The 26421-nt window shown below is 65.4% G+C and carries 23 protein-coding genes; 11 read left to right on the top strand and 12 right to left on the bottom strand.

The features are described 5' to 3' along the window. Window positions 1-8 precede the first annotated feature (8 nt). A complete protein-coding gene (locus EGD98_RS20735) occupies window positions 9-575 on the top strand; it encodes a hypothetical protein (protein ID WP_236039223.1) in 567 nt (188 codons plus the stop codon). Window positions 576-578: 3 nt separating this feature from the next. Then, complete coding sequence (locus tag EGD98_RS04310) at window positions 579-2468, top strand: glycosyl hydrolase family 28-related protein (RefSeq protein ID WP_220587120.1); 1890 nt, start codon at window positions 579-581, stop codon at window positions 2466-2468. A gap of 45 nt (window positions 2469-2513) precedes the next feature. On the opposite strand, the gene EGD98_RS04305 is transcribed toward EGD98_RS04310, so the two are convergent. The 3 genes from EGD98_RS04305 to EGD98_RS04295 form a co-directional block, all read right to left on the bottom strand. After that, a complete protein-coding gene (locus EGD98_RS04305) occupies window positions 2514-3764 on the bottom strand; it encodes a glycosyltransferase family 4 protein (RefSeq protein WP_220587119.1) in 1251 nt (416 codons plus the stop codon). 182 nt (window positions 3765-3946) lie between these two features. Then, window positions 3947-5377 carry a glycoside hydrolase family 55 protein gene (locus EGD98_RS04300; protein ID WP_220587118.1) on the bottom strand — a complete coding sequence of 477 codons (1431 nt, stop codon included), beginning with the start codon at window positions 5375-5377 and terminating at the stop codon, window positions 3947-3949. A 170-nt stretch (window positions 5378-5547) separates the two neighbouring features. Further along, window positions 5548-6522 (bottom strand): ATP-grasp domain-containing protein, encoded by a 975-nt coding sequence (locus EGD98_RS04295; protein ID WP_220587117.1) that lies wholly within the window; start codon window positions 6520-6522, stop codon window positions 5548-5550. A 125-nt stretch (window positions 6523-6647) separates the two neighbouring features. On the opposite strand from EGD98_RS04295, the gene EGD98_RS04290 reads away from it, so the two are divergent. Next, window positions 6648-7322, top strand: coding sequence for an HAD family hydrolase (locus EGD98_RS04290; protein WP_220587116.1), 675 nt, complete (start codon window positions 6648-6650; stop codon window positions 7320-7322). Window positions 7323-7411: 89 nt separating this feature from the next. On the opposite strand, the gene EGD98_RS04285 is transcribed toward EGD98_RS04290, so the two are convergent. The 4 genes from EGD98_RS04285 to EGD98_RS04270 all read right to left on the bottom strand — a co-directional run bounded on the left by EGD98_RS04285 (window position 7412) and on the right by EGD98_RS04270 (window position 11038). Then, a complete protein-coding gene (locus EGD98_RS04285) occupies window positions 7412-8044 on the bottom strand; it encodes a PIG-L deacetylase family protein (protein ID WP_220587115.1) in 633 nt (210 codons plus the stop codon). A 184-nt stretch (window positions 8045-8228) separates the two neighbouring features. Then, the gene (locus EGD98_RS04280) at window positions 8229-9428 is read right to left on the bottom strand and encodes a glycosyltransferase (protein WP_220587114.1); all 1200 of its coding nucleotides are present in this window, start codon (window positions 9426-9428) and stop codon (window positions 8229-8231) included. 165 nt (window positions 9429-9593) lie between these two features. Then, a complete protein-coding gene (locus EGD98_RS04275; protein WP_220587113.1) occupies window positions 9594-10529 on the bottom strand; it encodes a glycosyltransferase family 2 protein in 936 nt (311 codons plus the stop codon). A gap of 104 nt (window positions 10530-10633) precedes the next feature. After that, window positions 10634-11038, bottom strand: coding sequence for a DUF8044 family membrane protein (locus tag EGD98_RS04270; protein WP_220587112.1), 405 nt, complete (start codon window positions 11036-11038; stop codon window positions 10634-10636). Between the two features lie 307 nt (window positions 11039-11345). On the opposite strand from EGD98_RS04270, the gene EGD98_RS04265 reads away from it, so the two are divergent. From EGD98_RS04265 to EGD98_RS04250, 4 genes are all read left to right on the top strand, one after another. Beyond that, complete coding sequence (locus EGD98_RS04265; protein WP_220587111.1) at window positions 11346-13256, top strand: alginate lyase family protein; 1911 nt, start codon at window positions 11346-11348, stop codon at window positions 13254-13256. Window positions 13257-13432: 176 nt separating this feature from the next. Continuing rightward, entirely contained in the window at window positions 13433-14407 is a 975-nt protein-coding gene (locus tag EGD98_RS04260; RefSeq protein WP_220587110.1) for a DUF1616 domain-containing protein, read from the top strand. Then, window positions 14408-16207 carry a hypothetical protein gene (locus EGD98_RS04255; RefSeq protein ID WP_220587109.1) on the top strand — a complete coding sequence of 600 codons (1800 nt, stop codon included), beginning with the start codon at window positions 14408-14410 and terminating at the stop codon, window positions 16205-16207. 166 nt (window positions 16208-16373) lie between these two features. Next, window positions 16374-17876, top strand: a complete 1503-nt coding sequence (locus EGD98_RS04250) for a lipopolysaccharide biosynthesis protein (RefSeq protein ID WP_220587108.1) — start codon at window positions 16374-16376, stop codon at window positions 17874-17876. A 107-nt stretch (window positions 17877-17983) separates the two neighbouring features. On the opposite strand, the gene EGD98_RS04245 is transcribed toward EGD98_RS04250, so the two are convergent. Next, window positions 17984-19948, bottom strand: coding sequence for a pectate lyase (locus EGD98_RS04245; protein WP_220587107.1), 1965 nt, complete (start codon window positions 19946-19948; stop codon window positions 17984-17986). Between the two features lie 430 nt (window positions 19949-20378). Between EGD98_RS04245 and EGD98_RS04240 the strand changes: the two genes are divergently transcribed. Next, window positions 20379-21662: a glycosyltransferase family 4 protein gene (locus EGD98_RS04240; RefSeq protein WP_236039221.1), complete on the top strand. Its 1284-nt coding sequence runs from the start codon at window positions 20379-20381 to the stop codon at window positions 21660-21662. A gap of 55 nt (window positions 21663-21717) precedes the next feature. Here the strand turns inward: EGD98_RS04240 and EGD98_RS04235 are convergent, their stop codons facing one another. Then, window positions 21718-22287 carry a metal-dependent hydrolase gene (locus tag EGD98_RS04235; RefSeq protein ID WP_220587106.1) on the bottom strand — a complete coding sequence of 190 codons (570 nt, stop codon included), beginning with the start codon at window positions 22285-22287 and terminating at the stop codon, window positions 21718-21720. 268 nt (window positions 22288-22555) lie between these two features. Between EGD98_RS04235 and EGD98_RS04230 the strand changes: the two genes are divergently transcribed. Further along, a complete protein-coding gene (locus EGD98_RS04230) occupies window positions 22556-23704 on the top strand; it encodes an FG-GAP repeat domain-containing protein (protein WP_220587105.1) in 1149 nt (382 codons plus the stop codon). A 143-nt stretch (window positions 23705-23847) separates the two neighbouring features. After that, window positions 23848-24024: a hypothetical protein gene (locus EGD98_RS04225; RefSeq protein ID WP_220587104.1), complete on the top strand. Its 177-nt coding sequence runs from the start codon at window positions 23848-23850 to the stop codon at window positions 24022-24024. Between the two features lie 18 nt (window positions 24025-24042). On the opposite strand, the gene EGD98_RS04220 is transcribed toward EGD98_RS04225, so the two are convergent. Next, on the bottom strand, window positions 24043-24897 hold the full coding sequence (locus EGD98_RS04220; protein ID WP_220587103.1) for a UbiA family prenyltransferase: 855 nt from the start codon (window positions 24895-24897) through the stop codon (window positions 24043-24045). Window positions 24898-25080: 183 nt separating this feature from the next. Here EGD98_RS04220 and EGD98_RS04215 point away from each other — a divergent pair, with 183 nt between their 5' ends. Next, window positions 25081-25635, top strand: a complete 555-nt coding sequence (locus tag EGD98_RS04215) for a hypothetical protein (RefSeq protein ID WP_220587102.1) — start codon at window positions 25081-25083, stop codon at window positions 25633-25635. A 26-nt stretch (window positions 25636-25661) separates the two neighbouring features. Here the strand turns inward: EGD98_RS04215 and EGD98_RS04210 are convergent, their stop codons facing one another. Beyond that, a complete protein-coding gene (locus EGD98_RS04210; protein WP_220587101.1) occupies window positions 25662-26042 on the bottom strand; it encodes a hypothetical protein in 381 nt (126 codons plus the stop codon). A gap of 63 nt (window positions 26043-26105) precedes the next feature. Next, on the bottom strand, window positions 26106-26402 hold the full coding sequence (locus EGD98_RS04205; RefSeq protein WP_220587100.1) for a DUF8036 family membrane protein: 297 nt from the start codon (window positions 26400-26402) through the stop codon (window positions 26106-26108). Window positions 26403-26421: the final 19 nt, after the last annotated feature.

The raw sequence follows: 26421 nt of genomic DNA, 5'->3' as shown, positions 1-26421 counted from the left end.
AGATACGCATGACAGACAGATACAACACGCCGAACGAGGGCACGCTCGACTGGCACGTCCCGCTGAACGAGAACTTCGAACAGCTCGACCGCGACGTCGAACGACGGGACGAGGAAGCCAACATCGACCAGTACGAGCCGGTCGCCGGTGCGAAGTTCTTCGCGACCGACTCGGGTGCGATATACAGCGGCGACGGCTCCGCCTGGCGGCTCGTCGGTTACGCCACGCGGGCCGTCGGCGGCGATATCGGTCACTACGTCAGCTACGCAGACGGGCTGGTCGACGAGCCAGTCAACGACTTCCTGTTTGGCGATGGGGAGTCACTCGAAGTGACGCGACTTGCCTTTCCGATAAAGGGGACGCCGAGCGGCGAGACCGTCGCCGACGTGGCGCTGCGCGTCTACGAGGGCGAGGAACTCCTCGTCGAAATCGAGGGGAACACCTTCGAGCGAGCCGCCGTGGCCGACACCGCGCCGTGGGTCGGGGAGACCGGGCCGGTAACTGTCACAGTCACCAACCAGTCGGGCTCCGCTATCGCGGGGATTCCGAAGGTGTGGGCCAACATCAGGAGCTAAGCAATGGCGACACTCAACGTTCAGGACTACGGTGCAGTAGGCGACGGGAACAGCGACGACACGGCCGCGATAAACGACGCCATCGCCGACGCGGGGACGGGCGATACCGTCCTGATTCCGGCCACGGCCGACGACTACCTCGTCAGCACGGACAACCGCGCTGCTGTCGACTTCACTGGTGTCGCCGACGACGTGACCATCACCGGTGAGGGGCCGGGGTCGAGCCTCAAGATGGGCGACGTGACCGACCGGAACAACCAGTGGGTCATCGGCGCCGAAGCCGACAGGGGCGCGCTCTCGGGCATCAGTATCCGGAAGCTCACAATCGACGGGAGCCGCGACGTCAACGGCGACGAGTCGACGATGGGGTTCAATCTCTATCCCGGCGGCGGCGGCCACGACATCCGGGTGGAAGACCTGGTGCTGGAGAACTGTGCCGGGACCGGATTCGCCAACCGCGGTTCCGGCTCGGTGACGCTCCGGCGAATCACCTCTCGGAACAACGGACTCCACGGGTTCGACTTTACCGGTGCCGGCGAGGCGCTCGACACCGACGCCCAGTCGATAAAATCGGTGGACAACGACGGGGTTGGAATCGACTTCCACAACGGGACCCACATCGCGGAGGACGTCTACTGTGACAGCAATCGGAGCGGGACGAAGATGGGCGCGTCCGGCGGCCCGGCCGACAGCGTGACGCTTCGGAACGCGAACCTCCGGAACGCCCGGGGCAACAGCGGCTTCCGTGAGACGATGCCCGACGGCACGAACACGGACGTCACACTCGACACCGTCCAGGTAATCGACGCGGAGCTCCACGGCTTTCGCCTCTCCAACGCCGCGAACTACACCATCACCGAGATACTCACCGATAGCACGGGCTACGGCCCGGACAACCGGGCGCCGATTTACATCACCGATTCGGCGTCGGTCGACGCCGATATCGTCCGGGTGCAAAACTCCGACTACGGACCGGGCATCCGAAACGACTCCCCCGAGTCGAGCGCTATCGCGGACTACTACCACTACAACAACCCCGACGGCGCCCTCGACGACAACTCCGGCAGCCTCTCCATCGGCAGCCAGTACGACGAGGAGTCGGGCGAACTGAACGTCCCCGGCGCCAACGACGTCGGTGCGTTCACCAGTAGCTCGGGAACTGTGGAAGAAGAGGAGCCCGCACCGGCACCGACCGACGAGCCAGCCACCTACCGGACGAACTTCACGAGCGACGAGGTCGGCGCCACGCCGACCGACTGGTCGCCGGAGTTCGCTTCGAGCAGCGACGACTGGTCCGTAGTGGCGGAGAGCTCCCCCGCGGGCGAGAGCGTCTTGCGGTTCGATTCGACTGCGAACGACCGGCACGCGCTATCCTACGACCCGGTCGGCACTGCCAGCGACGCGGAGCTGCTGGGTCTGTTCCGTCTCAGCGACCTCGCACAGTCTATCTCCGACGGCGGTCGGTTGATGCTGCGCGGGTCCGGGACCGGCGATTCGGAGACTGCGTACTTCTTCAACGCAGCCGCCGGGACCTTCAGCATCTGGCGGTACGTCGACGGCGACTCCGAGATTCTGACGGAGTGGGGGACACCGTCCGACCAGGAGTGGCTTTTTGCCCGCTTCCAGGCATCTGGCGACAGTCTACGGGCCCGGGTCTGGCCCGTCGACGCGAGCGAACCCGACTCGTGGGACGCGACGGTCCAGGACACGAGCATCGCTTCGGGCTGGGTCGGCGTCGGGTCCTACAGCGAGGTCGCCGACGACTGGGGGTTCGTCGGCGTCGGCATCGGCGGCGAGCCCGCACCGATGCCGGACCTGCAACAGGACGAGTCCACGTCCTACAGCCGCAACGCGGTAATCAGTACGCTGAACGGGACGATAGAGACGGAGTGACCCCCGAGACCGACGAGCCGTCGACCACTGTCGGTCGACGCCCAGCTACGTGGGTTTGACCAGCGGGTCGGTGTGGGTGGCAGGGGTGGTTCGACGCGAGGGGTCCCAGTCCCCGTCCAGAATCGACTCGTGGATATCGGCGAGTCGCTCGCCGTGTGCCTCCCAGGTCCAGCCCTTCGAGCGGAGCCGCGCCAGCCCGTTCTCGGCGAACCGGTTCCGGGTGGTCTCGTCTTCGATCAGTCTGTCGAGCGCGGCCGCGAGCGCGCCGGGGTCTCTGGGCGGTATCAGGCGGCCGCTCTCCCCGTCTACGACCTGCTCGGGGATGCCAGAGACCTCGGAGGCGACGACGGCGGTCTCGCTGGCCATCGATTCGTACACGGTGTTTGGCCTGCCCTCGGCGTGGCTCGGCAGCATGAAGATGTCCGCGACGGCGAACCATCGCCGGAGCGCCAGGGGCGGCACCTCCCAGAGGACCTGGTAGGAGTCGACGGGACTTGCCTGCAACGAGTCGATGAGGTCGGCCCGCAGGTCGCCGTAGTGGCCGGCAAAGACCATGTGGACGTCGTCGTGGTCGATATCGTCGATGGCCTCGCGTATCTCGTGAATCCCCTTCCGTTCCGTGTACCCGCCACAGAACAGCACGACGGTCGTCTCGGGGTCCAGTCCCATCTCGGACCGTATCTGGGATTCGTTCTCGGTGGGATACCGGGACGGGTCCGCCCCGTTTGGCAACACCGTCGCCTTCGGTTCGTCCACGATATCCTGTGCAATCTGGGCCAGCGAGTCGCTCACACAGAGAATGCCGTCGGCGTACTCTAAGGTCGCCCGTATCTTCCGCTGGCTGACGGTGGCCAGGTCGTGGTAGTTGTTCAGTATCTTCCCGCGACCCATGACCGTGAGCGGAATGTCGTTTTCTCTGCAGTAGGGCAGGAGACCGTAGCCGTCGTAGTGGATGTGCCCGGCGTGACAGATGTCCGGCGTGGCGACGTTCGCCTCGAGATACGCGGGCAGCATCTTCTGTATCGACCGCGAGGAGAGCGTGTATTTGAAAAGCTTCTGTGGCAACAGGTACGCGAAACGCGGATACGACACGTCGTAGGGCCCGTAGTCGTGCTCCGCGGGAATCCGTCCGTACTCAGAGTACGGACCGACGGGTGGGGCCCGTGGTCGCGGGGAGACGACGTCTAAGTCCACGCCCTGCGCACCGAGAGAGGCGAACGAACGAGCGTTGAACAGCCCCATGTACGGGTTGTACGGGTCGGGATGGTTCATCGCACTGACCACTGCCTGGTACATGGCACGGAGGTCAACACCTTGCACAGTAAGTATAGACTCTGTAATTTCGCTGGTGGTGCCATAGAACCAACCAGAAACAGGCTGAAACCGCTGGGGGAGCCGCCGCTCGAACGGCGTTCGGTCGCCCAATACGGTACAATAGACACCAGTCCGTCTCAGCTGGAGCGGGAGCCGGCCGTCGTCTACTCGGTGAACGCGCCCACCGTGTCCCGTCCCGGCGTGCCGAAAACATTCCGCCCGGGGTCGACGTTGGCCTTCTCCTCGTAGTGGAGGTTCCCCCGTGCGGCTTTGAACGGGCCGCCCTCGTTCGCGTAGTGCTGAAAGGTGCCGACGTTGAGAACCGCGTCGTCCCCGACGAACACGCCGGGTCCGTTGTCAGTTCTGACGACAATCAGGCGGTTCGACGTCCGGGACGGCGTCTCGACGTCCCGGGAGAAGACGATGCCGCCCAGGGATTCGCTGACAGCGGTCTGGCGGACCTCGATATCGTTGAAATCACAGCGTATGTTCGTATCGTCGCCCGAGACTCTGATACCGCTTATCTGTGGTTCCTCGACGAAGACGCGGTCCATGACGATATGCTGGGTCTCCGGCACCTCGTCGCCCTCCTCGTAGGAGTGGTTGGACCGCCAGCCCCGGTTCCGGTCGTGTACCGAGCGGTGGTTGCGCACCTCGAGCCGTTCGACGTGGTGTTTCCACTTGTTTCCCGACCGGTTGTTCTCCGTGTAGACGTCCTCCAGGCGTGCCGTCCCGCGACGGTGGTCGATACCGGTGCCGCCACAGTCGACCGCCTTTATCGACGTGCCCAGAAATCCAGGGTCGACTGTCGTGTCCCCCGCGACCGGGTTGAACCCGTGGCGTCCGACGCCGCGTGCGGTGACGCGCTCGCAGACGACCCCGGATTCCTCGAATCGGAACGCAGTCGCCGAACAGTTCCGAACGACACAGTCCTGGAAGGTGATGTCGTGGCCGCCGTTGGCACTCCCTCGGCGCAGGAGGACACCCAGCAGTGACTCCTCGCCGTCTGCCCCTGCCGGGCCGTCTCCCGGTGGCCGGCTCCCGTCGAAGGTGAGATTGCGGAACGTGAGCCCTTCGATGACCTGGTCACCGCGCAGTTTGAGCATCCAGTTGAACGTCGAGGCGTCGTACGAGCCCGGCTCGACCCGGAGCGTCTGTGCGCCTTCGGCGGGCCGCTCGCCCGTGATAGTGATTCCGTCCAGCCCCGTCTCCGGACCCAGATTGAGCGCCACTTCGTCGCCCGACCCGTCGAACGAGAGGAGATACGAGTCGTCCGTCTGGGGGACGAAGACAGTCTCTCCGGGCTCTGCGGCACGGATTGCACGCAGTATCGCCTCGGAATCGTCGGTCGTCCCGTCGCCGACGGCACCGAACTCGCGGATATCGACGACGTCTTCGCGCTGGGAGATGTCGGGGTCCTCCTCGGTCTCCTCTACCTCCTCCTCCGCAGTCGGCTGAGCCACAGTTTCGCGTGGGGTGCTCTCGTTGGGCACCGCTCTGTCGGAGTCGTCACTATTCCGGGAGAGCAGATACCCGAGAAACCCGACCGACCCGATACCGGAGGCCGTGGCCAGGAGCTGCCGTCGTGTTACCATCGTCTTGAACCAGCCCGCAATCCGATATAATTATCCACTGGCTACGACCGGCACAACTGCCGGGCAGCGTTAATTTTGGTCGCCGAGGCGAGAACGGACGACGGCCACCTGGGCCGGCCCCGGGTAGTGCCCTCCTGCCCCGCGTTCGGTCGCTGTCCTGTCCCGCCGCGCTACGATTGGCCGACCCGCGAGTGGACCTGGTCCCTGTCGACGAAGACGTGATTGTCGTATCGCAGGAGGTAGACGCCGGCGTCGAACTCCGTCGACGGGGTGACGGACTCCCCGAGGGCGTCCCGGACGAGCATGTCCAGTTCGTTGACGCCGGCCCTGACGGTCAGACATGCCGTCGAGGAGAACCGTGGGTTGATTTCGATGGTGTGTGGCCGGCCCTCGTCGTCGACTATCTGCTGGACGTTCATCGGGCCACCGGGTGCGAGCGTCTCGGCGATAGCCCGACAGGACTCCGTGACGGCGTCGTGGTCCCGCGTCACGCCTTTGACCGTCGACCCGTCTTTCTCGATGGCCTCCTTCGGGACGACAGCCAGCAACCGGTCGTCAGTCGCCACGACGGCACTCGTGGTGAACTCGGTGCCCCCGACGAACGCCTGGAGGAGCACCTCGTCGGCCGGCCGGTCTGTCCCCGATAGTGACTGCGACAGTGCCGCTGGCGTCTCCACGCGTTCGATGCCCCGGCTCCCGCGGCCCCGTCGGGGCTTCCGGATGAGCGGGTACGCCGACTCGGGAATCGCGTCGGCCTCGCTGGCGAGCCAGGTCCGCGGGACGGTGTGGCCCGCCTCGTCGAGGCGCTGGTAGGTGGCGTACTTGTCGAGCGTGACCTCGATAACGTCGTCCCGGGGGGCGACAACGGGGACGTCGTCCGGCAGCCCGTCGAGCAGGGGTAACTCCTCGTCGACGGTGGGAACGACGACGTCGACGCCGTACTGTTCGATTACGTCCCGGATCACGACGGCCCAGTCGTCGTCGCTCGCGGGCGGAATCGAACGTCCGACGTCGGCGAGATACAGTCCCGCGGCCTCGGGATCCATGTCCACGCCGACGACGTCGTGTGTCGTCGTCTCCTGGAGCGCCCTGACCGCACCGATACCACTTGCACCACCGACGCCGGTGACGAGAACGGTCGCCATGGAGGCCCTCGGCGATACTGCCGTTTAGCTATACACGTACTTCACCTGCAGACGGCCGGCTAGCAGGTACATACTTTTTGTTCACCCTCTGGTCAGTTGGGATACGTATCACCGTGGTCCGAGCAGTGTGTTTCGACCTGGACGGGACGCTGTTCGACGACCGGCAGTACGCCAGAGCGGGACTGGAGAACGCTGCCAGGGAGCTCCTGCGTCGGACCGGCGTCGACCTCACCGAGGAGCTCATCGAGGCGTACTTCAGTGACGGCCACCGGAAAGCGACCTTCGACGTCGTGCTGTCGTCGGCAGGGCTCGCAGACGACCACGTCCCGGCACTCGTCAACGCGTATCACGACACCGAGGGGCCGCTGGTCCCGTATCCGGACGCCGCGGGGACACTGGACTCGCTGGGCGACACCTACGACATCGGCGTCATCACCGGCGGGGCTAACGGCCGCGGAAAGCTCTCTCGGCTGGCTCTCGACGACTACGTCGACGAACTCATCGTGACGGCGGACCGCGAGGACTCGAAACGCGACCCCGACCCGTTCGTCGAGCTGGCCGACCGGTTCGGTGTGGCACACGGGTCCGTCGTCGTCGTCGGGGACCGGCCGCCGCTCGATTTCCCACAGCCCAATCGCCTGGGCATGACGACTATCAGGCTCAGACGCGGCCACTACGCGACCGCGACGGCCAGTGGCGACGCGGTCCCGGACGTCGCGGTCGACTCCCTGGCCGCTGCCCGTGACGCGGTCGAGCGCCTCGATGCCGGGGCGGTGCAGCCGGACAGTTGTCGATTGTAGCCCGGCACGCCGCCAGCGGGTGGCCCGGCCCGGTGGGTCGCTCCCCACGCCGTCTCAGCGGGCCCCGAGACATCGCTCCCAACGCCGTCTCAGCGCGAGCCGTAGAAGTTGGACTTGTACATGTTGTTGATGCGGATGACCTGGAATGCCTCCGCGTACGTGGAGTTGGCCTGTCGACCGCGGAACCGCGCGAGCCCCTTCATCGCTTCCGCTTCGAGGTACTTCTTCTCCTGTTGGGACTCGTGTGAGCGAATGGCCTCTATCTTCCCCTCGATGACGCCCTCGGGGACCGAGTTGTAGTACTGGGGCGCAAACGAGGAGCGCGTCGAGGGGGCCTCGAAGGCGAGGACCTGGTTGACGTTTCGCGAGGCGGTGATCGAGGCCTTCGCGGCCCGTCGGTGGTCCTGGTGGGTGTCCTCCTCGGCGTGGATGTACACCCGGTCGGGGTCGACCGCCGTCAGCTTCGCCTCCAGCTCGTCGACCGTCTCCTGGTTGTACGGGACCTCTGTGTCCGCGTAGTCGAGGAAGTGGACGTCGTCGACGTTCAGAATCTCGGCCGCTCGCTCCGCTTCGGCCCGCCGCTGGGACTGCGCTGCGACCTTCCCACCGTTCGTGAGGATTATAAATCGAACGGCGTCACCGCGGTTGCGGTGGACGGCAATCGACGCACCCGCACCGATTTCGATATCATCGGGGTGTGCCCCAATAGCAGCAACTTGCATCGACTGTCGGTACCGCTTCTGTTAGTGTTGTTATTTTTTAGTTATCACTAGTAACGCATCGTTTCCCGGAACAGTGTCGAGAGTCACCGACTGGCCACTCGATACTCGGTCGACCCGCGGGCGGTCGGCGCTCGCGTCGCGGACCGAAGTCGAAACCGCAGTCGGACGCCCTGGGACGGGCCGGTCAGTCGTCCGTCACAGACGCGATGTAGGACTCGTACCGGTCGGCGCCGGCCGCCATCGAGAAATGCTGGGCGCGCTCGCGGCTCCGTTCGGGTGGCGTGGGGTCCTCGAGCGCGTCGCCGATAGTTTCGGCCAGCGCCTCGGCGTCGCCGACCGGGGTGAGCCGGCCGTACCGACCGTCTTCGAGAATCTCGCGTGGCCCGTACTGGCAGTCCGTCGAGACGATAGTACAGCCACAGGCGAGCGCTTCGATGAGTACCGTCGGGAGCCCCTCGACCGCCGAGGACAGGACGTACACCGAGGCACGGCCCATGTAGGCGTAGGGGTTGTCGGTGTAGCCCGGGAGCGAGACGCTGTCGGCGACGCCCAGCTCCCGGGCCAGCGACGTCAGTCGCTCGCGGTCCGGCCCCTTGCCGACGAGTATCAGTCGCGTCTCCGGGCGCGACACGTGGAGCTCGGCGAAGGCTTCAAGCAGAGTCGAGAACCCCTTGACTGGTTCCAGTCGGCCGACGCTGACAATCGGTTCCAGGTCGGGGTCGTCGAGCCACTCGTGGTCGACCGGTTCCTCGGCTCCGGACCGAATGGCCGCGATGTCGATGGGGTTGTTGAGGACGGTCGTCCGGTCCGTCGAGACGCGGGTATTTTCGACGACGGTCTCGGCGACGCCCTCCGAGACCGTGATGACGTCGTCCGCGTAGGTGTAGAAATGGGAGGCAATTGCGGCCGTGGCGCTGTCCTTGGCCGTGGCCTGGTAGTCGAAGGGGCTGTGCTCCGTTATCGCGACGTGGACGTCGACGTCGGCGAGCGCGCCCGTGGCCACCGCGGCGAGGTTCGTGTGCGTCCGGCTCGCGAACAGCACCGCCGGCTGTCGGGCGTCGAGATAGGAGACGAGTTTCGGAATCCCGGCCAGGATACCTACGCCCGGGACCTCCGGCACGTCCAGCTCCACGGTGTTCACCGCGTCGCTGATGACATCGGCGAACTCCCCCTCCAGCCGCCCGGCGACGAGGTCGACGTCGTGGCCCCGCTGTGCGAGGCTGTTCGCGATTGTCACTGTCACCCGCTGTGCGCCGCCGAAGGAGGGCGCCGGGGTAAAAAACGCGACCCGCGGCAACGACTGTCCATCGACCGCTGTGTCACTGGCATCGTGGGTCCCCGCTGTGGACTCCCGCGACGTGGTACCGCCGGCGTGGTCACTCATGGCATCGCTCCAGTGGCGCCGTCGCGCTGCGGACGGGCGCCGGTGGCTGGCTGTCGCGACTGGACACTGGCGTGCATAGTTGTCGCGGAGACGGGAACGGAAAATAGTAACACGCCGTCTAACACGTGCCGACTGGTCGAAGGCGGCCGGACGACGGGCGCTCGTTCAGGTGGCGATGCTGGCGACCGCGCTCGCCAGCCGGTGACTGTGCCGGTCACCGAGGGAGGCGAGCAGATACGTCCCGAAGGCCGGTTCGAGCGGGTACGAGCGGACCGCGGTGACGAGCAGCTCGCGGGCCCGGTCGTAGCGGCCGTCGTGGAACGCGCTCTTGCCGGCACGGAAGGCGGCCCAGCCGCGCATCTTCCGTCGGAAGAGCGGTCCGTACTCGGCCGCCAGCGGCTCGAACTCCTCGACGAACAGCTCGTAGCCCGCGTGGGTCTTCTCGAAGTCGCGGCTCAGCCGCTCCACCGAGTCACAGTCGTAGACGACCAGCGGTTCCGGAACCCGAACGAACGCCGTCTCCCGCGAGAGCTTGATATACCACTCCAGGTCGGCCCAGCAGGGGAACCGCTCGTCCAGCGACACTGACTGGGCAAGCTCCGTCCGGACCATCGTGACGGACATCGACCCGACGACGTTCTCACAGAGCAGCGCCTTCGTCATGTCCCCGTCGACGGCCGGCGGAATCTCGGCGCGGGTTTCGTCGGGACCGACCCGTTCGATGCCGGTGTAGACGACGCCGGCGTCCCCGTGGCGCTCGATGGCCCGGACCTGGCGTGCCAGTTTCGCCGGGTGCCACTGGTCGTCGTCGTCGAGAAAGGCGACGTACTCGCCCGACGCGGCGTCGATGCCGGTGTTTCGTGCCGCGTTGGCACCACGATTTGTCTCGTGGCGGACGATAGTGGCCCCGGAAAGAACCCCGAGGTCGACGTCGGAAAGCACCGCCTCGGCCGGCGTCTCCGAGTGGTCGTCGACGACGACGAGTTCGATACTGTCGTAGGTCTGCTCGAGCACGCTTTCGACGGCTGCTTCGAGGCGAGCCGGTCTGTCGTACGTCGTGATGACCGCGGTGACGAGCGGTTCGGAACGCGGCTCAGTCATGGTTTTCTGGGACCCACATAGCTTCTCACAGGCCGAGCCGGCAGTTAATTATGTCACAGCTACTCCGGGTTCAACCTCCCAAAACCCGCGGCGACCACGGCGTGTCACGCCACTGCAGCCTGCATGCGCAGAGAAATCAGATACGAGAGTCCGAGGAAGCAGAGCCACGTGAGAGCGCTCACGACGCGCCACCACCGCTGGCTCCGCCGTGTCGGCGCGAAGAGGAGCCGATTTATCAACAGGCCGATGAACGAGACGACGAAGTAGAGTCGGAGCGACCACAGACCCAACACGAACAGGAGCGTCAGGGTGACCGCCATCCAGAGGCTCTGACCGTAGACGAGCAGGGTGAGCTTGCGGCCGTCGTCCTCACTCCCGCTGGGCCGCTCGGCCTGGAACGGTCCAGTCGAGTTCGAGGCCGTCACGCCTGTCTCGCGGTGCGTATTCGACGTTCCGGCGAGTGAGACACACCGCTTCCACAGTTCGACCGCGATACTACGCACACCCATGAGAGACCAACTCGATTGTTTTCACTTTGATGTCCATCGTATGGCTACCTCGTCAGCCTGGTACTCAGTTAGTGACAGTGTAACCACACCGTCGGGTAGCCAGGCTCTGGTCTGTCTCGGCGTCATCGGGTGCCACGCGATATTTCAGGAGCGAACTAACAAACTGCCTCGGTGTCCGCCGTCGCAGTAGATGACACCCCGCTTTCGAACGCGCGTGCTCGCTGTCGAACTGCCCCGCTCGGAGACTCCGACGGACCCACAGCCAGGCCCGACCCAGGGCCCAGCAGGGTCGGGAGCCCGATGAGCGATGAGTGACGTCGACTCTCGACTGGCCCAGCTGACGGATACGGAGACGATGCCGGTCCTGTACAACACGGTCAGAAACATGGAGTCCGAGCAGCTGCTCGGCATCGCGGACCGGACGCTGCGCCAGCTCGTCGTGCCGTCGCTCCCGGTCGATACCGACCAGTGGTACGACCGAAAAGTGCCGAGCGGCCTCGCCTTCGCGCCGGAGACCGTCCGGGGCAATACGACGACACTCCGTCGCTGTCTCGGCGGCGACGACCGGCGACGCTACCGCGAGCGGGCGAGCGAGGCGGGGCGCGGTTCGGTGACCTTTCTCAACCGCACGGTCGATATCGGCGAGTCAGACGGCGTCGACTGGTTCAGTTCGGCGGTCCTGGAGCCGCCGGAGCTCTGGGCGCTGCAGTTCCACGGCTTCGAATTTCTCTCGTGGGCGTATCTCGGCCACGACGAGCCACAGGCCTGTCCTGCGACGGTGGAGGCGTTCAGCGACTGGCTCGAGGACTGGTACGGCGCCGACGAGACGCGTATCGGCACGGACGGCTACCTCCGGCGGGGCTGGACGCCGTACGCGGTCTCCCTCCGCATCGTGCATCTCGCCCGGTTCTGTGCGTGGGTTCGCAACGACACCGGCGTGGAGACACTCGCAGCTCGCATCCTCTACCGGAACGCTGCGTTCCTCGCCAATCACGTCGAGTACGACGTCGGTGGGAACCACCTCATAGAGAACGGTCTCGCCCTCCTGCTTGCGGGCTCGCTGTTCGAGGAGGAAGGCACCCAGTGGACCGAGACCGGTATCGAGATACTCGTCGACGCGAGCGACCAGTTCCTCGCCGACGGCGGCCACTTCGAGCGGAGTCCGATGTACCACGTGATAGCGCTTTCGCGCTATCTCACGGCCGTCGATACACTGCGACGGGAGGGCCGGGACGTGCCGAGCGAGCTCCTGGACGTCGCGACGTCGGGAACCGAGTTTCTCCGACAGCTCAGACCGCCCGACGGTCGGCTCCCGCTCGTGAACGACGCGGTGTTCGGTGAGGCCCTGCCGGTCGACGCGTGTCTGAGATACGCCGACGCCGTCGGCATCCAGTCTGGGTCGGTGGGGGCGGCGTCGCTCGACGCGTCAGGCTACTACTGGCTGGGCGAGGGTGAGGACCGTATGCTCGTCGACGGCGGCCAGAGCGGCCCGGCACACCTCCCCGGACACAGCCACAACGACCAGTTCGCCATCACGTTCTGGGCCGACGGCCAGCGGCTCCTGACCGACACCGGCACCTACGAGTACGCGCCGACGGACAAACGGCAGTACTCCCGCAGCGTCGCCGCTCACAACACGGTCCAGTACGGTGATATCGAACCGATACCCATCAGCGGCAGCTACCTGCTCGGTCGCCGGCTCGACCCGACCGTTCGCGAGGCCGAGGGCGACGGTGTCCAGTTCTTCGACGGGCGTTACAGCCGGCGCGGGCGGCTACAGACCCAGTACAGCCACCGTCGGCGTATCTACCACGACGAGGACTGGTGGCTCGTCTGGGACACGGTCGACGCGTCCGAGAGCGCGCCGGTGACGAGCCGCCTCCACGTCCAGCCGGGTATCGACGTCGCGACCGAAACTGACAGCACACAGCCCCGGTTCGAACTGGCCGCTGCCGACGGGAACACCGACGACCCGCTCGCCTCGCTGGTCCCGTTGGGTGCCGACAGCGCGACGGTGGCGACGAGCCAGTACTTCCCCGAGTTTCGACGGGCCGAGACCAGGCCGAAGCTATCGATGACGGCAGAAGGGCGGTCGGTCCAGTTCGGGTGGCTGCTGTCCAGGCGGCCGCGTCGGTCCGTCGCCGTCGAACACGACGGCGAGACCGTCACCGGCGTCTCGATAGACGACCGATATCGGTCGCTCCCCGCGACGGAGTGATACTGCCGGCTGTACGTTCGTAAAAATATTCGCCACCCCGAGGTGGCGAATTATTTGCGTTTGTTACAGTTGGCAGTATGACCCGGTGCCACCGTTTGGTTACCAGATGATATCTGGATAGCTGGTGGCTAGTAGGGAGCTTTTTATTATGTACCAATCCGCGCTGGAGTGAGCCAATGGTACGTGTTCGAAACGGTGGGCGTGGTATCCACACAGCGCTGCTGACGCTGCTCGATATCGCGGTCGTCGTCGGCATCGCACTCACAACGGCACTGCTCTGGCAGTACACCGGCGCCCTGGTGACGCCGCTGCGCGTCGCGCTCGGGGTCCCGTTCGTCGTCTTCCTGCCCGGGTACGCCCTGACTGTGGCGATGTTCCCCGGGAGCGCCAGCGGGCAGTCCAGCCAGCCCTCTCTGTCTGCCCTAGAGCGGCTGACCCTCTCGGTCGGCCTCAGCGTCGTCGTCGTCCCGCTGGTCGTCCTCTTCCTGAACTTCACGGCGTGGGGAATCAATCCGACCCCCATCCGGCTGGCACTCCTCTCGGTGACACTCGCCGCCAGCGCCGTCGCCGTCGTTCGGCGGCTCCGCCTCCCACCCACGCAGCGGTTCGTCCTCCCGGTCGGTCGGCCGCTCCGTGCTGTCGCAGCGAGACGGGTCAACGTCGTCATCGGCGTGTTGCTCGTCCTGTCGGTCGGCGTCGCGGGCAGTGCGCTCGTCCAGCCCGGCGACAGCGAGACCTTCACCGAGTTCTCGCTGCTCGCCGAGAACGAAACCGGTGCCCTCGTCGCCGACGACTACCCGACAGAGGTCAGCCCCAACGAGACCGCGACAGTCCACGTCGGCCTCGGGAACGAGGAGGGGCGCACGTTGAACTACACAGTCGTCGTCGAGTTCCAGCAGTTCAGGTCCGTCGACGGCGAGCGCATCGTCACGTCCCGGACGGAGGTCGACCGATACCGGACCACGCTCGGGCCCGGCGAATCCAGTCGCACCGAACAGCAGTTCTCGCCACCGGCGTGGGCCAGCGGCGACCGGGTCCGGCTCACGTTCCTGCTCTACACCGGGAGCGTCTCCGAAAACCCCGGTCTGGACGACACGTACAGGAAAACGCACATCTGGGTCGACGTGCCCGCACAGGAGGACGGTGTGTAGATGAGCCGACCTAACGAACGAACGGGAACCCGGTGGCTCGCGGCCGTCGGGTTCGGGCTTGTTCTGGTCCTGACCGTGATACTGTCCCTGACGCCGGACGCGACGACCTACGAGATATCTATCTACGACGCCTATCCCTGGTACTTCTGGGCCATCGCGTGTCTCGCCCTGGTTCTGGGCAACGTCGTTATCGTCCGCAGTGCGTCCGAGGAGACGGCCGACTGGATGTACGGGCTCCTCCTGGTGGGCACGGTCGTCGGCGTGCTCGTCTTCCTCCCGTACTTTCGGGGCTACGCCGTCTTCGGCAGGGCGGACGTCCTCTCCCACGTGGGCTACATCAGAGACATTCAGGAGACGGGAGCTATCGGGCAGCGAAACATCTACCCGAACTTCCACCTGCTGGTGCTTTCGCTTGCCTACGTCGTCGGTGTCGACCCGTCGACGATGATAACGGGTATCGCCGGCATCGGCTCGCTCTTTAGCATCGTCAGCTTCCTGGCGCTGGTCTCGACGGTGTTCGACCGTCGCCGTGCCTTGCTGTCGCTCCCGTTCGCGACAGTGCTCGTCGCCGTCCAGTCGGTTCCGTACGTGTTCAGCACGCTCCTCGTTCCGTTCGTACTGTATCTCTTCGTCAAAGAGCGACGGACACGGACGCTGCATATCAGAGCCGCACTGGCGACGACGCTGTTTGGCATCGTCATCTACCACCCGATTACGGCGCTGTTCCTCCTGTTCATCTTCGGCGTGTACGGGGTGGCACAGCTCCTGTCTGACCGCAACCTCCTGGGCGCGGACGACGGGCCGGCCGGTAGCTCGGTCGGAGCGAAGCCGCTCTCCCAGCTCGTCGTCGCCGTCTTCGCTGTCTGGTATCTCGACTTCACCACGATCGTCGAACGGTTCGGTGTCGTCGTCCAGAACCTGGCCGCACCGGGCGGTGGCGGGTCACCGGCGTCGACGTACAGTTCGACGGTGTCGCAGTATTCGCCTGCACTGGTAGACCTCGTCCGCATCGCGCTCGTCAGATACGGCCAGTCGGCGATACTCCTCACCATCGGGGGGCTCGCTGCCCTCCTGTTCGCCGGGGCGGTTATCTGGCGGCGCTCGGGCTGGGACGTCTCCAGAGCGTCCTTCGTCGGTCTGTTCACGGTATTTACCGGGCTGTCGGCCCTCTTTTTCCTCGTCGACCTCGTCGTGGGCTTTGGCCGGCCGCTGCTGTACGCCGAACTCTTCGCGGCCTTGCTCTCGGGGTCGCTGTTCTACGCGCTGGCGAACACGGCCGTGTCCCGCCGGACGATGTACGCCAGCCTCTACGGTATCGTCACGCTGCTGGTCGTCTTCAGCACGTTCGGGCTCTACGCCTCGCCCTACAGCGTCGACGAGAACCAGCAGGTCACTCGGATGGAGCTTGAGGGGTCGGAGTGGTATCTGGAACACCGCAACAACCAGGTCCGGCTCTCCGAGTTCGGCACCGACGTCCACCGCTATCGCGACGCGATATACGGCCGGGAGAGTTACGGCACGCGACAGGTCGTCACCAGCGACACCGCCGAGATACCGCCACACTTCGGCTACACCGACCGGGAGACGCTCGGGGCCGGGTACGAGGACGATAGATACATGGTCCTCACGCGGGCCGGCCGCATCTTCTACCCGAATCTCTACCCAGACTACCGGCAGTACTGGAAGTACGAGCAGGCGGACTTCCAGCGGCTCGACCGCGACGAGTCCGTCACGCAGGTCTACGACAACGGCGAGTACGACGTCTATCGGGTCGACGCGCCCGACGAGGAAGAGTCATAGACCGGCCGTCTCGGGCGCTCTGTATACAGCCCCGGTTTCGTCGGCCACCATCGGGAAACCGGTTATTGCGACCATAACAAGGTGACGTTTAGTTCAACGACGAGTCGATGAATTGTGGCAGTCGAACGGTCGAAGCCAGGCTCGACGTCGGCACGACAGAATAACCATGCGAAAGAAGCTCAAACAGCTGTTCGAGCGGTTCCTTCCGACCGGCTCGGTGCTCCAGCGGACGGTCAAGAGCGGCATCTGGGCGACGCTGACCAACATCTCCGGGCGCCTCCTGCAGGTGCTGATGCTGATAGTGCTCGCCCGGGTGCTCTCGCCCGCCCAGTTCGGGCTCATGGGGATTGCACTGCTCTTGCTCTCCGTCTGCAAGCGGTTCACGGATATCGGTATCAACGCCGCACTCATCCGGAAGAAGGAGAGCAACATCGACAGGTATCTCAATACGACGTGGCTGCTGGAGATCGCCCGCGGGCTGTTGATTTTGGGCGTGCTGTTTCTGGCCGCCCCGCTCGTCGCGGACTTTTTCGGCGAACCGAGGGCCACGAATCTGATTCGAGCCATCGGGTTCGTCCCCCTGATTGGAGGGCTCAGGAACCCGGCCATCGTCTACTTCGAGAAGGACCTCGAGTTCCACCGGGACTTCCTGTACAACACCGGCGGGGCAGTCGCGCAGTTCGTCGTGGGCGTGACCGTCGCGTGGTACTCGCCGACCGTCTGGGCACTGGTCGCAGCGTCGCTCAGCCGGCCCACGGTCAAGACGGTGCTGTCGTACGTCCTCCACGACTACCGTCCGTGGCCGTCGTTCGACGTCGACGCGGCGAGAGACCTCGTCAGCTTCGGCAAGTGGATGACCGGCGCCTCGATAATGTACTGGATAGCTCGCGAGGGGGACGACGCCTTCGTCGGCTGGTTCCTCTCGGCCACCGCGCTCGGCTTCTACCAGTACGCCTACCGGCTCGCCGATATGCCCGCGACGGAGATGTCCCAGATCGTCTCACAGGTCACCTTCCCCGCCTACTCGGCCGTCCAGGGGGATATCTCGGCGCTGCAGAACGCCCTGTTGCAGTCGACGAGGTTCGTGGCGTTTCTCGCCTTCCCGATGTCGTTCGGTATCGCACTCGTCGCCCCGAGCTTCGTGCCGCTGCTGCTGGGCCCCCAGTGGACGCCGATGGTCGTGACGATGCAGCTACTCGCGCTGTATGGCCTCTGTCACGCGATCACCGGCAACTACGGCGAAGTGTGGAAGACGCTCGACCGTCCCGACCTGATTCTCAAGACGTCGGGGCTCCGCGTACTCATGTTCAGCCTGTTCATCCTGCCGGCCACAGCCCGATGGGGTATCGAGGGCACCGCGTTCGTCATCACGGCCACCTACATCTTCCCGATACTCCCGCTCGATATCTACCTCACCGCTAACCTGACCGAACTTCGGTCGATAGCGCTCTACAGGGAGTACGTCTATCCCTTCGTCGCGTCGGTCACGATGTTCGGGACGCTGTGGTACGCACGCTCCCTGCTCGACGTGTCCAACCTGGTCGAGTTCGCGATCCTCGTCCCCGCCGGCGCGGTCATCTATGGCGGCGTCGCAGTGCTGCTTGAGTCCCAGTTCGAGTGGGGCATCCGCAGCAACCTCCAGATGATAACGAAGGGCATCAGGGGCTGAGCGTCCCGACCCAAACGGCACCGACGACGCCCGCGACTCGTCGGTCGAAGGGTCTACTGCTGCAGAAGACGTCTCGACAGTGGTCGAACGACGCCCGCGGCTGGAGCCTACTGCTGTTGGACGTGTTTCGCGGCCCACTTCCCGAGTTCGACCGCTGACGGCGGGGTGTTTACCGGCCCGAACTCCTCTACCCGCATCGGCTCTACCGTCTCGGACTGAATCGTCCGGACCGCGTCGGTTAGCAGATGCGTCGACTGGGTGTACAGTCTGTTCCGTATCTCACCCCAGCTATCACAGTCCGTCAGGTCGACCTCAGAGTAGGCCTGGACGACGCCGGCGTCCAGCTCGTCCCGGAGCGACTGGACCATCATCCCGGCCGTCGGTTCGTCGTGCATGAACTCCCAGAATCCGGCCGGGCCGCCCCGATACTGTTCCGGGTCACCGTGGTGGTAACTGATGACGCCGTGTTCGGTCGCCGTCAGGATATCGCCCCGAATCAGTCCGAACCCGCGCCGGAAGACGATGTCCGAGGTCGCCTCGATTCGTTCGACGGCCTCAGAGGGCAGTTCGTTCCACAACCCGTCGACGTTGTCCGGATACGTCCGTATCCACTCCGCGTTACGCACTGCTGGAATCTCCGAGATATGGACACTGTCGTCGTACTGAGGTTCGTCGCCAGCGTTCGTGAACGGACTCGAGAGAATCCGATAGGCCGCGTAGGCCGGATACCGCTTCCCCCGTTTGACGTTCCCGCTGTCGAGCAGGCCCGCGTCCTCGTTGATGACGACCAGCGGTATTTCGGTCTCGGTCGCTTCGACCAGCTCCGTTATCGCGTCCGCGACCCACCGGAAGACGTGTTCACCGTCGACCAGGAGACACATCTGGAGGGGGGCCGCCGGACTGTCCGTCCGAGTCTCCGACGTCCCGTCCGTCTGGGTCGGGTCGCCGTCCAGTTCCTGCAGTTTCAGCAGGGCATCCGCGAAGAACTTCGCGCTCCAGTTCGGGTACCGGAGATACATATACCGCCCGACGATGGGGTACGAGCCCGGAAGCCCGCCGCTGGTCGCAGCGTCGCCGTCGATAGACTGGTGGCGTTTGCAAAACTGCACCGCCGTCCGTGTACCGACCAGATAGTCGTGGTCACCGGTGAACTCGTAGAGACGAGCCCAGACGAGCGCCATCTGTGCGTTGCCGGTCAGGCAGTGGTACCAGCTGGGCGTCCACGATTCGTCGTAGCTCCCCTTTAGACTGCCCTCGTTCGACTGGATGGTCAGTAAGGCGTCGGCGGCTCGTTTCCCAGACTGGAAAATCTCGGCGTCGTCGAGGAGACGGCCGCCTTCGAGGAGGCCACGGATGGTGTAGGCTATCGTGTGCAGGAACGGGGACTCGCCCGCGTCGAAACTGGCCCGGTCGAACCACCCGTTCGAGCGCTGGTTGTCGACGACCCACTCGAGATTCCGTCGAGCGGCCCGGCGGTACGGCTCCGTCTCGCCGTCCAGTAGCTCGGCACCCACCAGCAGCGGCCAGGCGACACGCGCCGTGTACACGTGTGGGCGGGACTTGTAGTCGTGGTCCGCCCAGTGTCCCGCGGCTGACTGGGCGTCGACGAGCCAATCACAGGCGTCCCGAACCGCATCGTGGTACTTCTGGTCGCCCGTCTGTCTGTAGGCCTCGGCCAGCCCCAGGATAATCTGGCCCGTGTTGAACGCGTTCGGGTCACCGTCCCCGCCGGTCCCACCCGGGAAACTACCGGTATCGTGTTGCGTGGCGAGGGTCCACTCGGCCATCGCGACCGCCCGCTCGCGGACCGCGTCGTCGTCGAACCGGTCGGCGTACTCGAACAGCGTCGGGACGATGTAACCGGAGGTCTCGGGATAGGGGTCTTCCCACCCAAGGAGCAGATTGTACGTCGCGGCCGAGCCGCCGGTGTCCGTGACGTCCTGACTGTGACAGAGCCAGTCGATGGCGGCGTCGAGGTGGGTGTCGTCCGATTCGACTCGCGAATCCTGTGGGAACTGTGACTGGAGCGAATCGACCAGCGGTCCCACCCTGTCTGCAACGCTGCGTTCCATGGAACCAACGCGGAGTGCTCAGTAGGTAAGTATGCTCGCCATGAACGCGGTCGAAATGGGCTACTGAGCCGTTATATCGTCTCTACGCCGCCGATTCGGGGTTGCGCCGAACAGCGAGTACGGCACCCGCTCGCAGCGATGGACTGGCCCGGACTATCGCCGGAGCTGGGCGTCCGCGGGGCTGTATCGCGGCGTAACCGTGTGTTTCGAATTGGTATATACCTCGGTATCAAGTGCCGCGTAGTTCACGTAGACAGCGGGCTGGAGTGGTAAAGAACGTATACTAATGTCGATTTCAGCGCTGCTATCCGATGGTTCAATGAGCGCAGCTACGGATGGATGCGACGGTCTCAGGGGGTCGCCTTCGGTGAAACAGCGCCGCGATAGCGGGGTCGTCGGTGACCGACGAGGGGAGCGAGGCAGCTAACCGATGTCCGACTCCAATCGGTACGTCTTCGTCTCCCAGCGGTACCCACCGGAGAAGGGGGGCAACGCCTCCCGTATCCGTGACCTCGCGGTCAACGTCGCCGAGGAAAACAGTGTGACCGTCCTGGCACCGCCGGCGTCGTACCCACCGGGGAACTTCGACCGGAGCTGGGAGCGCAGCGTTACCGAGCGCAGGGACGGTGTCGTGGTCCACCGGCTCTGGTCCTGGCAGCCCCAGGTCGAGAATCCCGGCTTGCTGCGCCGGCTCCCGTACTACCTCCTGTTCGCGCTGCACGCGACGCTGTGGCTCTGCTGGAACCACCGCTCGTACGACGCGGTGCTGACGTCGACCCCGCCGATAACGACCGGTCTCCCGGGGCTGGCGGCCGCGCTCCTCGGGACCCCGTGGGTAGTCGACGTCCGCGACCTCTGGATAGACAACTCGGTCGCGCTGGGCTACGTCGACGCCGACAGCCCGCTGGTCGGAGCGAGCCGCTGGTTTCAGGGCCTCGTCCTGTGGACGGCCGACCGCATCACGGTTACGACCGAATCGCTCGGGGCCGCCGTCAGCGAAAAGTACGGCGCGGAGCTGGCCGACCGGGTCCGTCACGTGCCCAACGGGGTGGACACGGACGTCTTCGAGCCGGCTGCGGAACGGACAGGGTCGGTTCAGGGCGAGGGGACAGAGAGCGATGAGCGGCCAGTCATCGTCTACACCGGCAACCTCGGCAGCGCACAACCTCTGGAGCCCTGCATCCGTGCGATGGACGAACTCTCTCAGGACGCTGTCCTGCGGTTCGTCGGGGACGGCGACGAGCGCTCTCGTCTCGAGTCCCTGACCGAACGGCTCGGGCTGGGTGACCGCGTCGAGTTCGTCGGCCTGGTCGACCGCGAGGCGGTGCCCGCCCACATCACCGACGCCGCAGTGGGGCTGGCACCCATCAAGGACTCCCCGGAACTGGCCTACGCGATGCCGACGAAGACCTACGAGTATCTCGCCTGCGGAGTCCCGGTCGTCGTCACTGGCCGCGGCGAAGTCCAGCGGTTCGTCGAGGTCTCCGGCGGGGGCCACCACGCCGAGGTCGACCCGGAAGCCATCGCCGAGGCGCTCGACAGCTTGCTCGCCGCGCCCGAACGCCGTCGGCAGCTCGGCGCGGCCGGCCGGGAGCACGTGGTCGAGCAGTACGACCGCCGGGCTATCGCGAACCGACTCGACGACCTGCTGTCGCGACTCGTCGGTGCGGACGACGGAGCGACGGCGCCCCAGCGCTCGGCCGTCCAGTCCTGAGGACGCTGGCGGCCGGCGCTGCAATCGACTACCGCCGGCGTGGGAATCGGGACTCTCAATCGGTTCTGCGCCCCGTGTGACGCGTGAGATAGCGCCCGATTCCGGCCACGCCCGGGAATCCGTCGGCGCTCCAGAGAGCGAGGACGACGACGAGGAAGGCCAGCCGGCCCGGACTGGCAAGCAGGTACGCCGCCGGGGCGGCGAGTACCTCGGCGAGGTTCGCGACCACCGGCCCCGACCCGTCGTACTCCGGGAGCGGCAGGAGCGGCCACAGGAGGAAGGTTAGCGAGTCGAACTCACCGGCCGGAAGCTTCGGGATGGCGTCACCGGCGAGGTGGCTGGCGTAGCCCACGACAAAGGCCAGCCCCGAGTCCGGGTGGGAACGTCGGCGAGCCACGTAGAGGACGACCGCCGACACCACAGTCGCGACAAGAACCGAGTGTGTCAGGCTGCGCCCGGCCGGCAAGACCCCCAGCGCCCACGCCAGCGGTTTGTCGACGAGGTCGGGAAACTGCGTCCCGACCGCCGCGGCGACGGCCGCCGTGCCGTCGAGTCGCCTGGCACGCAGGCGCCACAGTAGCGAGACGAGAAGGTAGCCAAAGGCCAGATGGGTCCACGGCCACATTATCCTCGCCCGTCGCGACACGGCTGGGCACCTCGGAGACTCGACGCCACAGGTCGCGGTCGTGACCACCGCTTCGGGCAGGGCATTGACGAACGACTCGCGATTCTGACAGTTAGTTACCCAGCCCGGAATCGACCGACAGGCACCCGAGAAGGACGACCAGTGGGCCTGCACTGTCGCTACTTCCGGTTCGGTCCCAGACCACCGACCGAGCTGGTTAGCTGGTGATTACTCATGAGCTATCCGGTCGATTCCCGGGATACAACGTATGAGTGGGTTCAGTCACGAGCGGATCGACGAGCGGCCCCCCTGTTCGAAACTCGGCTTCTGTCTGACCGCGGACCTGACCGGGAACGGCCGCGAGGACGTCATCGTGGGCGGTGCCGGCGAGGGGTTCCCCGGCAAGGGCATCGTCTGGGAAGCCGAGCGCCGCGGGGTCCCCACGGCCGCGTTCCGGTCGGCGGTCGGCATCGGCGAGTCCAACCTCTTCTGGTACGAGAATCCCGGCTTCGAGCGCCACGAGATATCGTTCACACCAGACCTGGACGTGGGCGGGGCCGTCGGCGACGTCACCGGCAGCGGCGACCCCAACGTCGTGGCCGGCCAGGGCATCGACAACACGGAGCTGTACTGGTTCGAACCGGGCGCGGACCCGCGCGAGCCGTGGGAACGCCACCTCGTCACCGACCGCTTCGAGAAGTACCACGACGTCACCGTCGCCGACGTCGACGACGATGGCGAGCCGGAAGTCGTCGGGCTCTCACAGGTGTCCGAGACCGTCTTCTACTACGACATCCCAGTCGAACCGCGACAGGGCCCCTGGGGCGAGGAGCACCTCCACATCGTGGACCGGGGGCGCGAGCTAGAGGGTGTCGCCGTCGTCGACATCGACGGCGACGGCCGGACGGAGCTGGTCGCCGGGCCGAACGTCTACCACCGGGAGCCCGACGCCGAGACCGGGTGGCGACGGGAGACGATTGTCGACGGATGGGACAACACCCGGGTCGCCGTCGCCGACGTCGACGACGACGGCGACCTCGAGGTCGTCCTCTCCGAGGGGGACTCGCCCCATCTGGGGACCCATCCGGGACGGGTCGCCTGGTTCGACCCGCCCGACTGGGAGCAGACCGTCATCGCGGACGGGTTGTTCTGTCCCCACTCGCTCGAGGTCGAGGACTTCACCGGCGACGGCCGGCCGGACATCTACGTCGCGGAGATGGGGCTCGGAAAACACAGCGACCCTCGCCACTTCGTCTTCTACAACCGCGGTGGGGAGTTCGAGCGCGAGACGGTCGCGACTGGCATCGAGACCCACGAGGCGAAAGTCGTCGACCTGACCGGCAGCGGCCGACCGGACCTCGTCGGGAAGTCCTACGGCCCCGACCACCACGTCGACGTCTGGTTCAACAGGTCGTGAGCGACGGCTGGCCAGTATCTGGACATTGAACTGGCAGTCCCCTGGTTTAAACAGCATCTAACAAGGTGTGGATGCCGTTTCTTTCCACGCAACTAGTAGCTATGGAACCAACGTCGAACTCGCAGCCCCAGGAGTCAGCTGGTGTGTCAGATACGTCGGACCCGGACCATATCTGTCGAGTCTGTCACCAGCCGATTCCCCGGCCGGACGACCGGCGACAGGAACTGCTGGTGCACCGGGCCTGTCTCGCAGAGCTGCGGTGCGGTGTCACCCTCTGTGGGTCGACGGACGAGCGGACACGTGAGCTAGACACTGTGTGAGCCGCTCGCGACCGCGCGCTACACCAGTGGCCGGAACCACACCGCAGCCACCAGTACGGCGAGAAAGAGATACGACCCCCGTATCAACAGCATCGTCGCGAGTTCGGCCTCGGCCCGGTAGGCAAGCGCCAGGACGGCGCCGAAGACGACGGCCCCGCCCGCCGCAGTCGGCGGAATCCCGGGTAGCGCAATCGCGAGCGCGACGACGCCGACCATCGCGAGGGCAAAGAGTCCGAGCGCAAGCTGTCTGGCCCGCCGGGGGCCGAGCACGACCGCGACGGTCCGTTTGTCGATGGAGCTGTCGTAGTCGAAGTCAGTCTCGTCGTCGATTATCTTGATACCAGTCAGCAACAGCAGGAACACTGTGGCCAGCCCCAGTACCTGCGGACCGAAGCTCGTCGCCTGCACGTAGTAGCCCCCCAGCAGCGCCAGCGCGATACCAGTCGGATAGCCCATCGTCGCCCCGACCGGGTTGAGGTCGAGCTGGGGCGCGTGCGTGTAGCCGATGAGCCAGGTCGGCGCCGTCACCAGCGCTGCGAGCGGAGAGACGAGCAGCCAGAGCCCGGCTGTACAGGCCAGAAAGCCCGCAGCGCTCGCGAGGAGTGCACCCCGACAGCCGCCGACGGTTAGGGGATGGTCGTCGTCCTCGCCGCGGACGTGGAAGTCGACGTAGCCGTCCTTGACGTGGGCCGTGTAGACGGCGAAGAACATCGCCAGGGTGTGCAGCCCCGCCACCCGGAGGTCGACAGTCCCGGCGAGGACGGCGCCAAAGAGCGAGGTCGCCAGGGGCGGCAACATAAACACAGGATGGACCTGCGAGGCGAGCGCCTTGCTGGCACCGACGACGCCGGTCTCGTGTCGGGCCACTGCCATACCGGTACCGAGGGACGGCAGCCTGAAAAAGTCTCGCACACCCGCCATAGTCCGACTGCATCGGGAGATCTGTCGACGATGCGGGCCACCCGGGGCTGGATCGCGTGGCTCCGGGCCCAATCCCCGTTTGTGCCCTTAATTACGCCCGCAAATATTATTTAATATGAACATTATTGTTGAATTATGGTAGACATCGAGAACGTCGACCTGAATTTCGAGCGGACCCTCGACACAGAGGACGGAGACTTCGGGGCGGAACTGAACTTCGACGTGACGTTTACCGACGCCGAAAAACAGGACGACAACTCCTACAGAGTCGTCGGGGGTCTGGTCGAGGTCGACGGCCCCCTTGACCAGTACGGGATCGACGAATACGAGATCTTCTATAACTTCGGGGAGTTGACTCGGGTAGTACTCGACGAAGAGGGGGCCGAGGGACAAACGGACAACTCCTTCGGTCTCATCGGTATCGAGACCGTCGACGCAAGTGTCGGGAGCGACTCGATGACGTTTACGGAATCACTCGGTCAGGTTGGGCGGAAAAGCGACGGGAGTTACAATATCACTAGCAGTAGATATGAACTTGCGGAGGGCGTCGTCGACTACGACGAGGACAGCACTTCTCAGAAGATGACCTCCGAGTTCCGTGGGATGGTCTGGGCGTATCCGATGGACCAGGTCATGACCGAACGAGCGGCCGACAGTGAAGAGGTCTCGTTCGTTAAATACAACCAATGAGAGCCGGCCGGCTCCTGCGCGACCATCTAACGCCAGTTGTCCCGGTCCAGCACGAAGGGTGAGATGTGCGAGGCCAGGTCTCGGGCCGCGCGCTCGGTCGGCGTGTGAAGCTCGCCGGAGACGGCGCCGGCCTCGCCGCCGACCCCCTCCGTCTCGGAGACGGGGTCGGACGCGTCCGGGCTGGTCTGGTAGCCTCGTCGCGAGCGGACCCGGTCGCGGAGCTGCTGGAGGGTGCGCTGTGAGAGCTCGACGTCGAGATGCTGGAGGTCGTATCTGACGATGTGGCCACGGGCGGCCGTCCGGATGGCGATGACCGGCTGCCCGCGGTCGCTGCAGCGGTCCCAGATACGTTGCTGTTCGGCCGTCGTCGCGTACACCGGCACGTTCGACCGTGCGAGGTGGTCCATTGGGCCCTCCTAACGGGTGCAGCGTTATCGGTGCTTCGCTCGTTCCAGCGAACGCACGCGAATTTACCGGAGCGTCGTGTAGGACAGCGCAGCGATAGCGACGAACTGCAGGCCCCGCAGTATCAAGACCACTTTCTGGACGCCTGGGTCGCCGCTGTAGAAACTGGCCATCGAGAAGAAGAAGTAGATGGCCATGGCGTTCTCGGCGAGCATGGCGACGGCAAAGAGGACGAGGCCGCCGACCAGGCCGGTCCCGAAGGTGTTGTAGTTGCGGATCCACACGCCCACGAGCGGAAGCAAGAGGAGCGTGTTCAGACCCGCGAGGACCACGGCGGCGGTGATGAGCGTCCCCATCGCCATCACTGACCGCCCCCGCGCT

It is taken from the genome of Haloarcula salinisoli (assembly GCF_019599405.1).
Lineage (GTDB): Archaea > Halobacteriota > Halobacteria > Halobacteriales > Haloarculaceae > Haloarcula > Haloarcula salinisoli.
Note: the sequence above shows the minus strand (reverse complement) of the source record. Positions and strands in the feature narration are given on the sequence as shown.

Bases quoted from the DNA above. Each gene is read 5' to 3' on its own strand.
- EGD98_RS20735 (WP_236039223.1), top strand. From the start codon at position 9: ATGACAGACAGATACAACACGCCGAACGAGGGCACGCTCGACTGGCAC.
- EGD98_RS04310 (WP_220587120.1), top strand. From the start codon at position 579: ATGGCGACACTCAACGTTCAGGACTACGGTGCAGTAGGCGACGGGAAC.
- EGD98_RS04305 (WP_220587119.1), bottom strand. From the start codon at position 3,764: ATGTACCAGGCAGTGGTCAGTGCGATGAACCATCCCGACCCGTACAAC.
- EGD98_RS04300 (WP_220587118.1), bottom strand. From the start codon at position 5,377: ATGGTAACACGACGGCAGCTCCTGGCCACGGCCTCCGGTATCGGGTCG.
- EGD98_RS04295 (WP_220587117.1), bottom strand. From the start codon at position 6,522: ATGGCGACCGTTCTCGTCACCGGCGTCGGTGGTGCAAGTGGTATCGGT.
- EGD98_RS04285 (WP_220587115.1), bottom strand. From the start codon at position 8,044: ATGCAAGTTGCTGCTATTGGGGCACACCCCGATGATATCGAAATCGGT.
- EGD98_RS04280 (WP_220587114.1), bottom strand. From the start codon at position 9,428: ATGAGTGACCACGCCGGCGGTACCACGTCGCGGGAGTCCACAGCGGGG.
- EGD98_RS04275 (WP_220587113.1), bottom strand. From the start codon at position 10,529: ATGACTGAGCCGCGTTCCGAACCGCTCGTCACCGCGGTCATCACGACG.
- EGD98_RS04270 (WP_220587112.1), bottom strand. From the start codon at position 11,038: ATGGGTGTGCGTAGTATCGCGGTCGAACTGTGGAAGCGGTGTGTCTCA.
- EGD98_RS04265 (WP_220587111.1), top strand. From the start codon at position 11,346: ATGAGTGACGTCGACTCTCGACTGGCCCAGCTGACGGATACGGAGACG.
- EGD98_RS04260 (WP_220587110.1), top strand. From the start codon at position 13,433: ATGGTACGTGTTCGAAACGGTGGGCGTGGTATCCACACAGCGCTGCTG.
- EGD98_RS04255 (WP_220587109.1), top strand. From the start codon at position 14,408: ATGAGCCGACCTAACGAACGAACGGGAACCCGGTGGCTCGCGGCCGTC.
- EGD98_RS04250 (WP_220587108.1), top strand. From the start codon at position 16,374: ATGCGAAAGAAGCTCAAACAGCTGTTCGAGCGGTTCCTTCCGACCGGC.
- EGD98_RS04245 (WP_220587107.1), bottom strand. From the start codon at position 19,948: ATGGAACGCAGCGTTGCAGACAGGGTGGGACCGCTGGTCGATTCGCTC.
- EGD98_RS04240 (WP_236039221.1), top strand. From the start codon at position 20,379: ATGTCCGACTCCAATCGGTACGTCTTCGTCTCCCAGCGGTACCCACCG.
- EGD98_RS04235 (WP_220587106.1), bottom strand. From the start codon at position 22,287: ATGTGGCCGTGGACCCATCTGGCCTTTGGCTACCTTCTCGTCTCGCTA.
- EGD98_RS04230 (WP_220587105.1), top strand. From the start codon at position 22,556: ATGAGTGGGTTCAGTCACGAGCGGATCGACGAGCGGCCCCCCTGTTCG.
- EGD98_RS04220 (WP_220587103.1), bottom strand. From the start codon at position 24,897: ATGGCAGTGGCCCGACACGAGACCGGCGTCGTCGGTGCCAGCAAGGCG.
- EGD98_RS04215 (WP_220587102.1), top strand. From the start codon at position 25,081: ATGGTAGACATCGAGAACGTCGACCTGAATTTCGAGCGGACCCTCGAC.
- EGD98_RS04210 (WP_220587101.1), bottom strand. From the start codon at position 26,042: ATGGACCACCTCGCACGGTCGAACGTGCCGGTGTACGCGACGACGGCC.
- EGD98_RS04205 (WP_220587100.1), bottom strand. From the start codon at position 26,402: ATGGCGATGGGGACGCTCATCACCGCCGCCGTGGTCCTCGCGGGTCTG.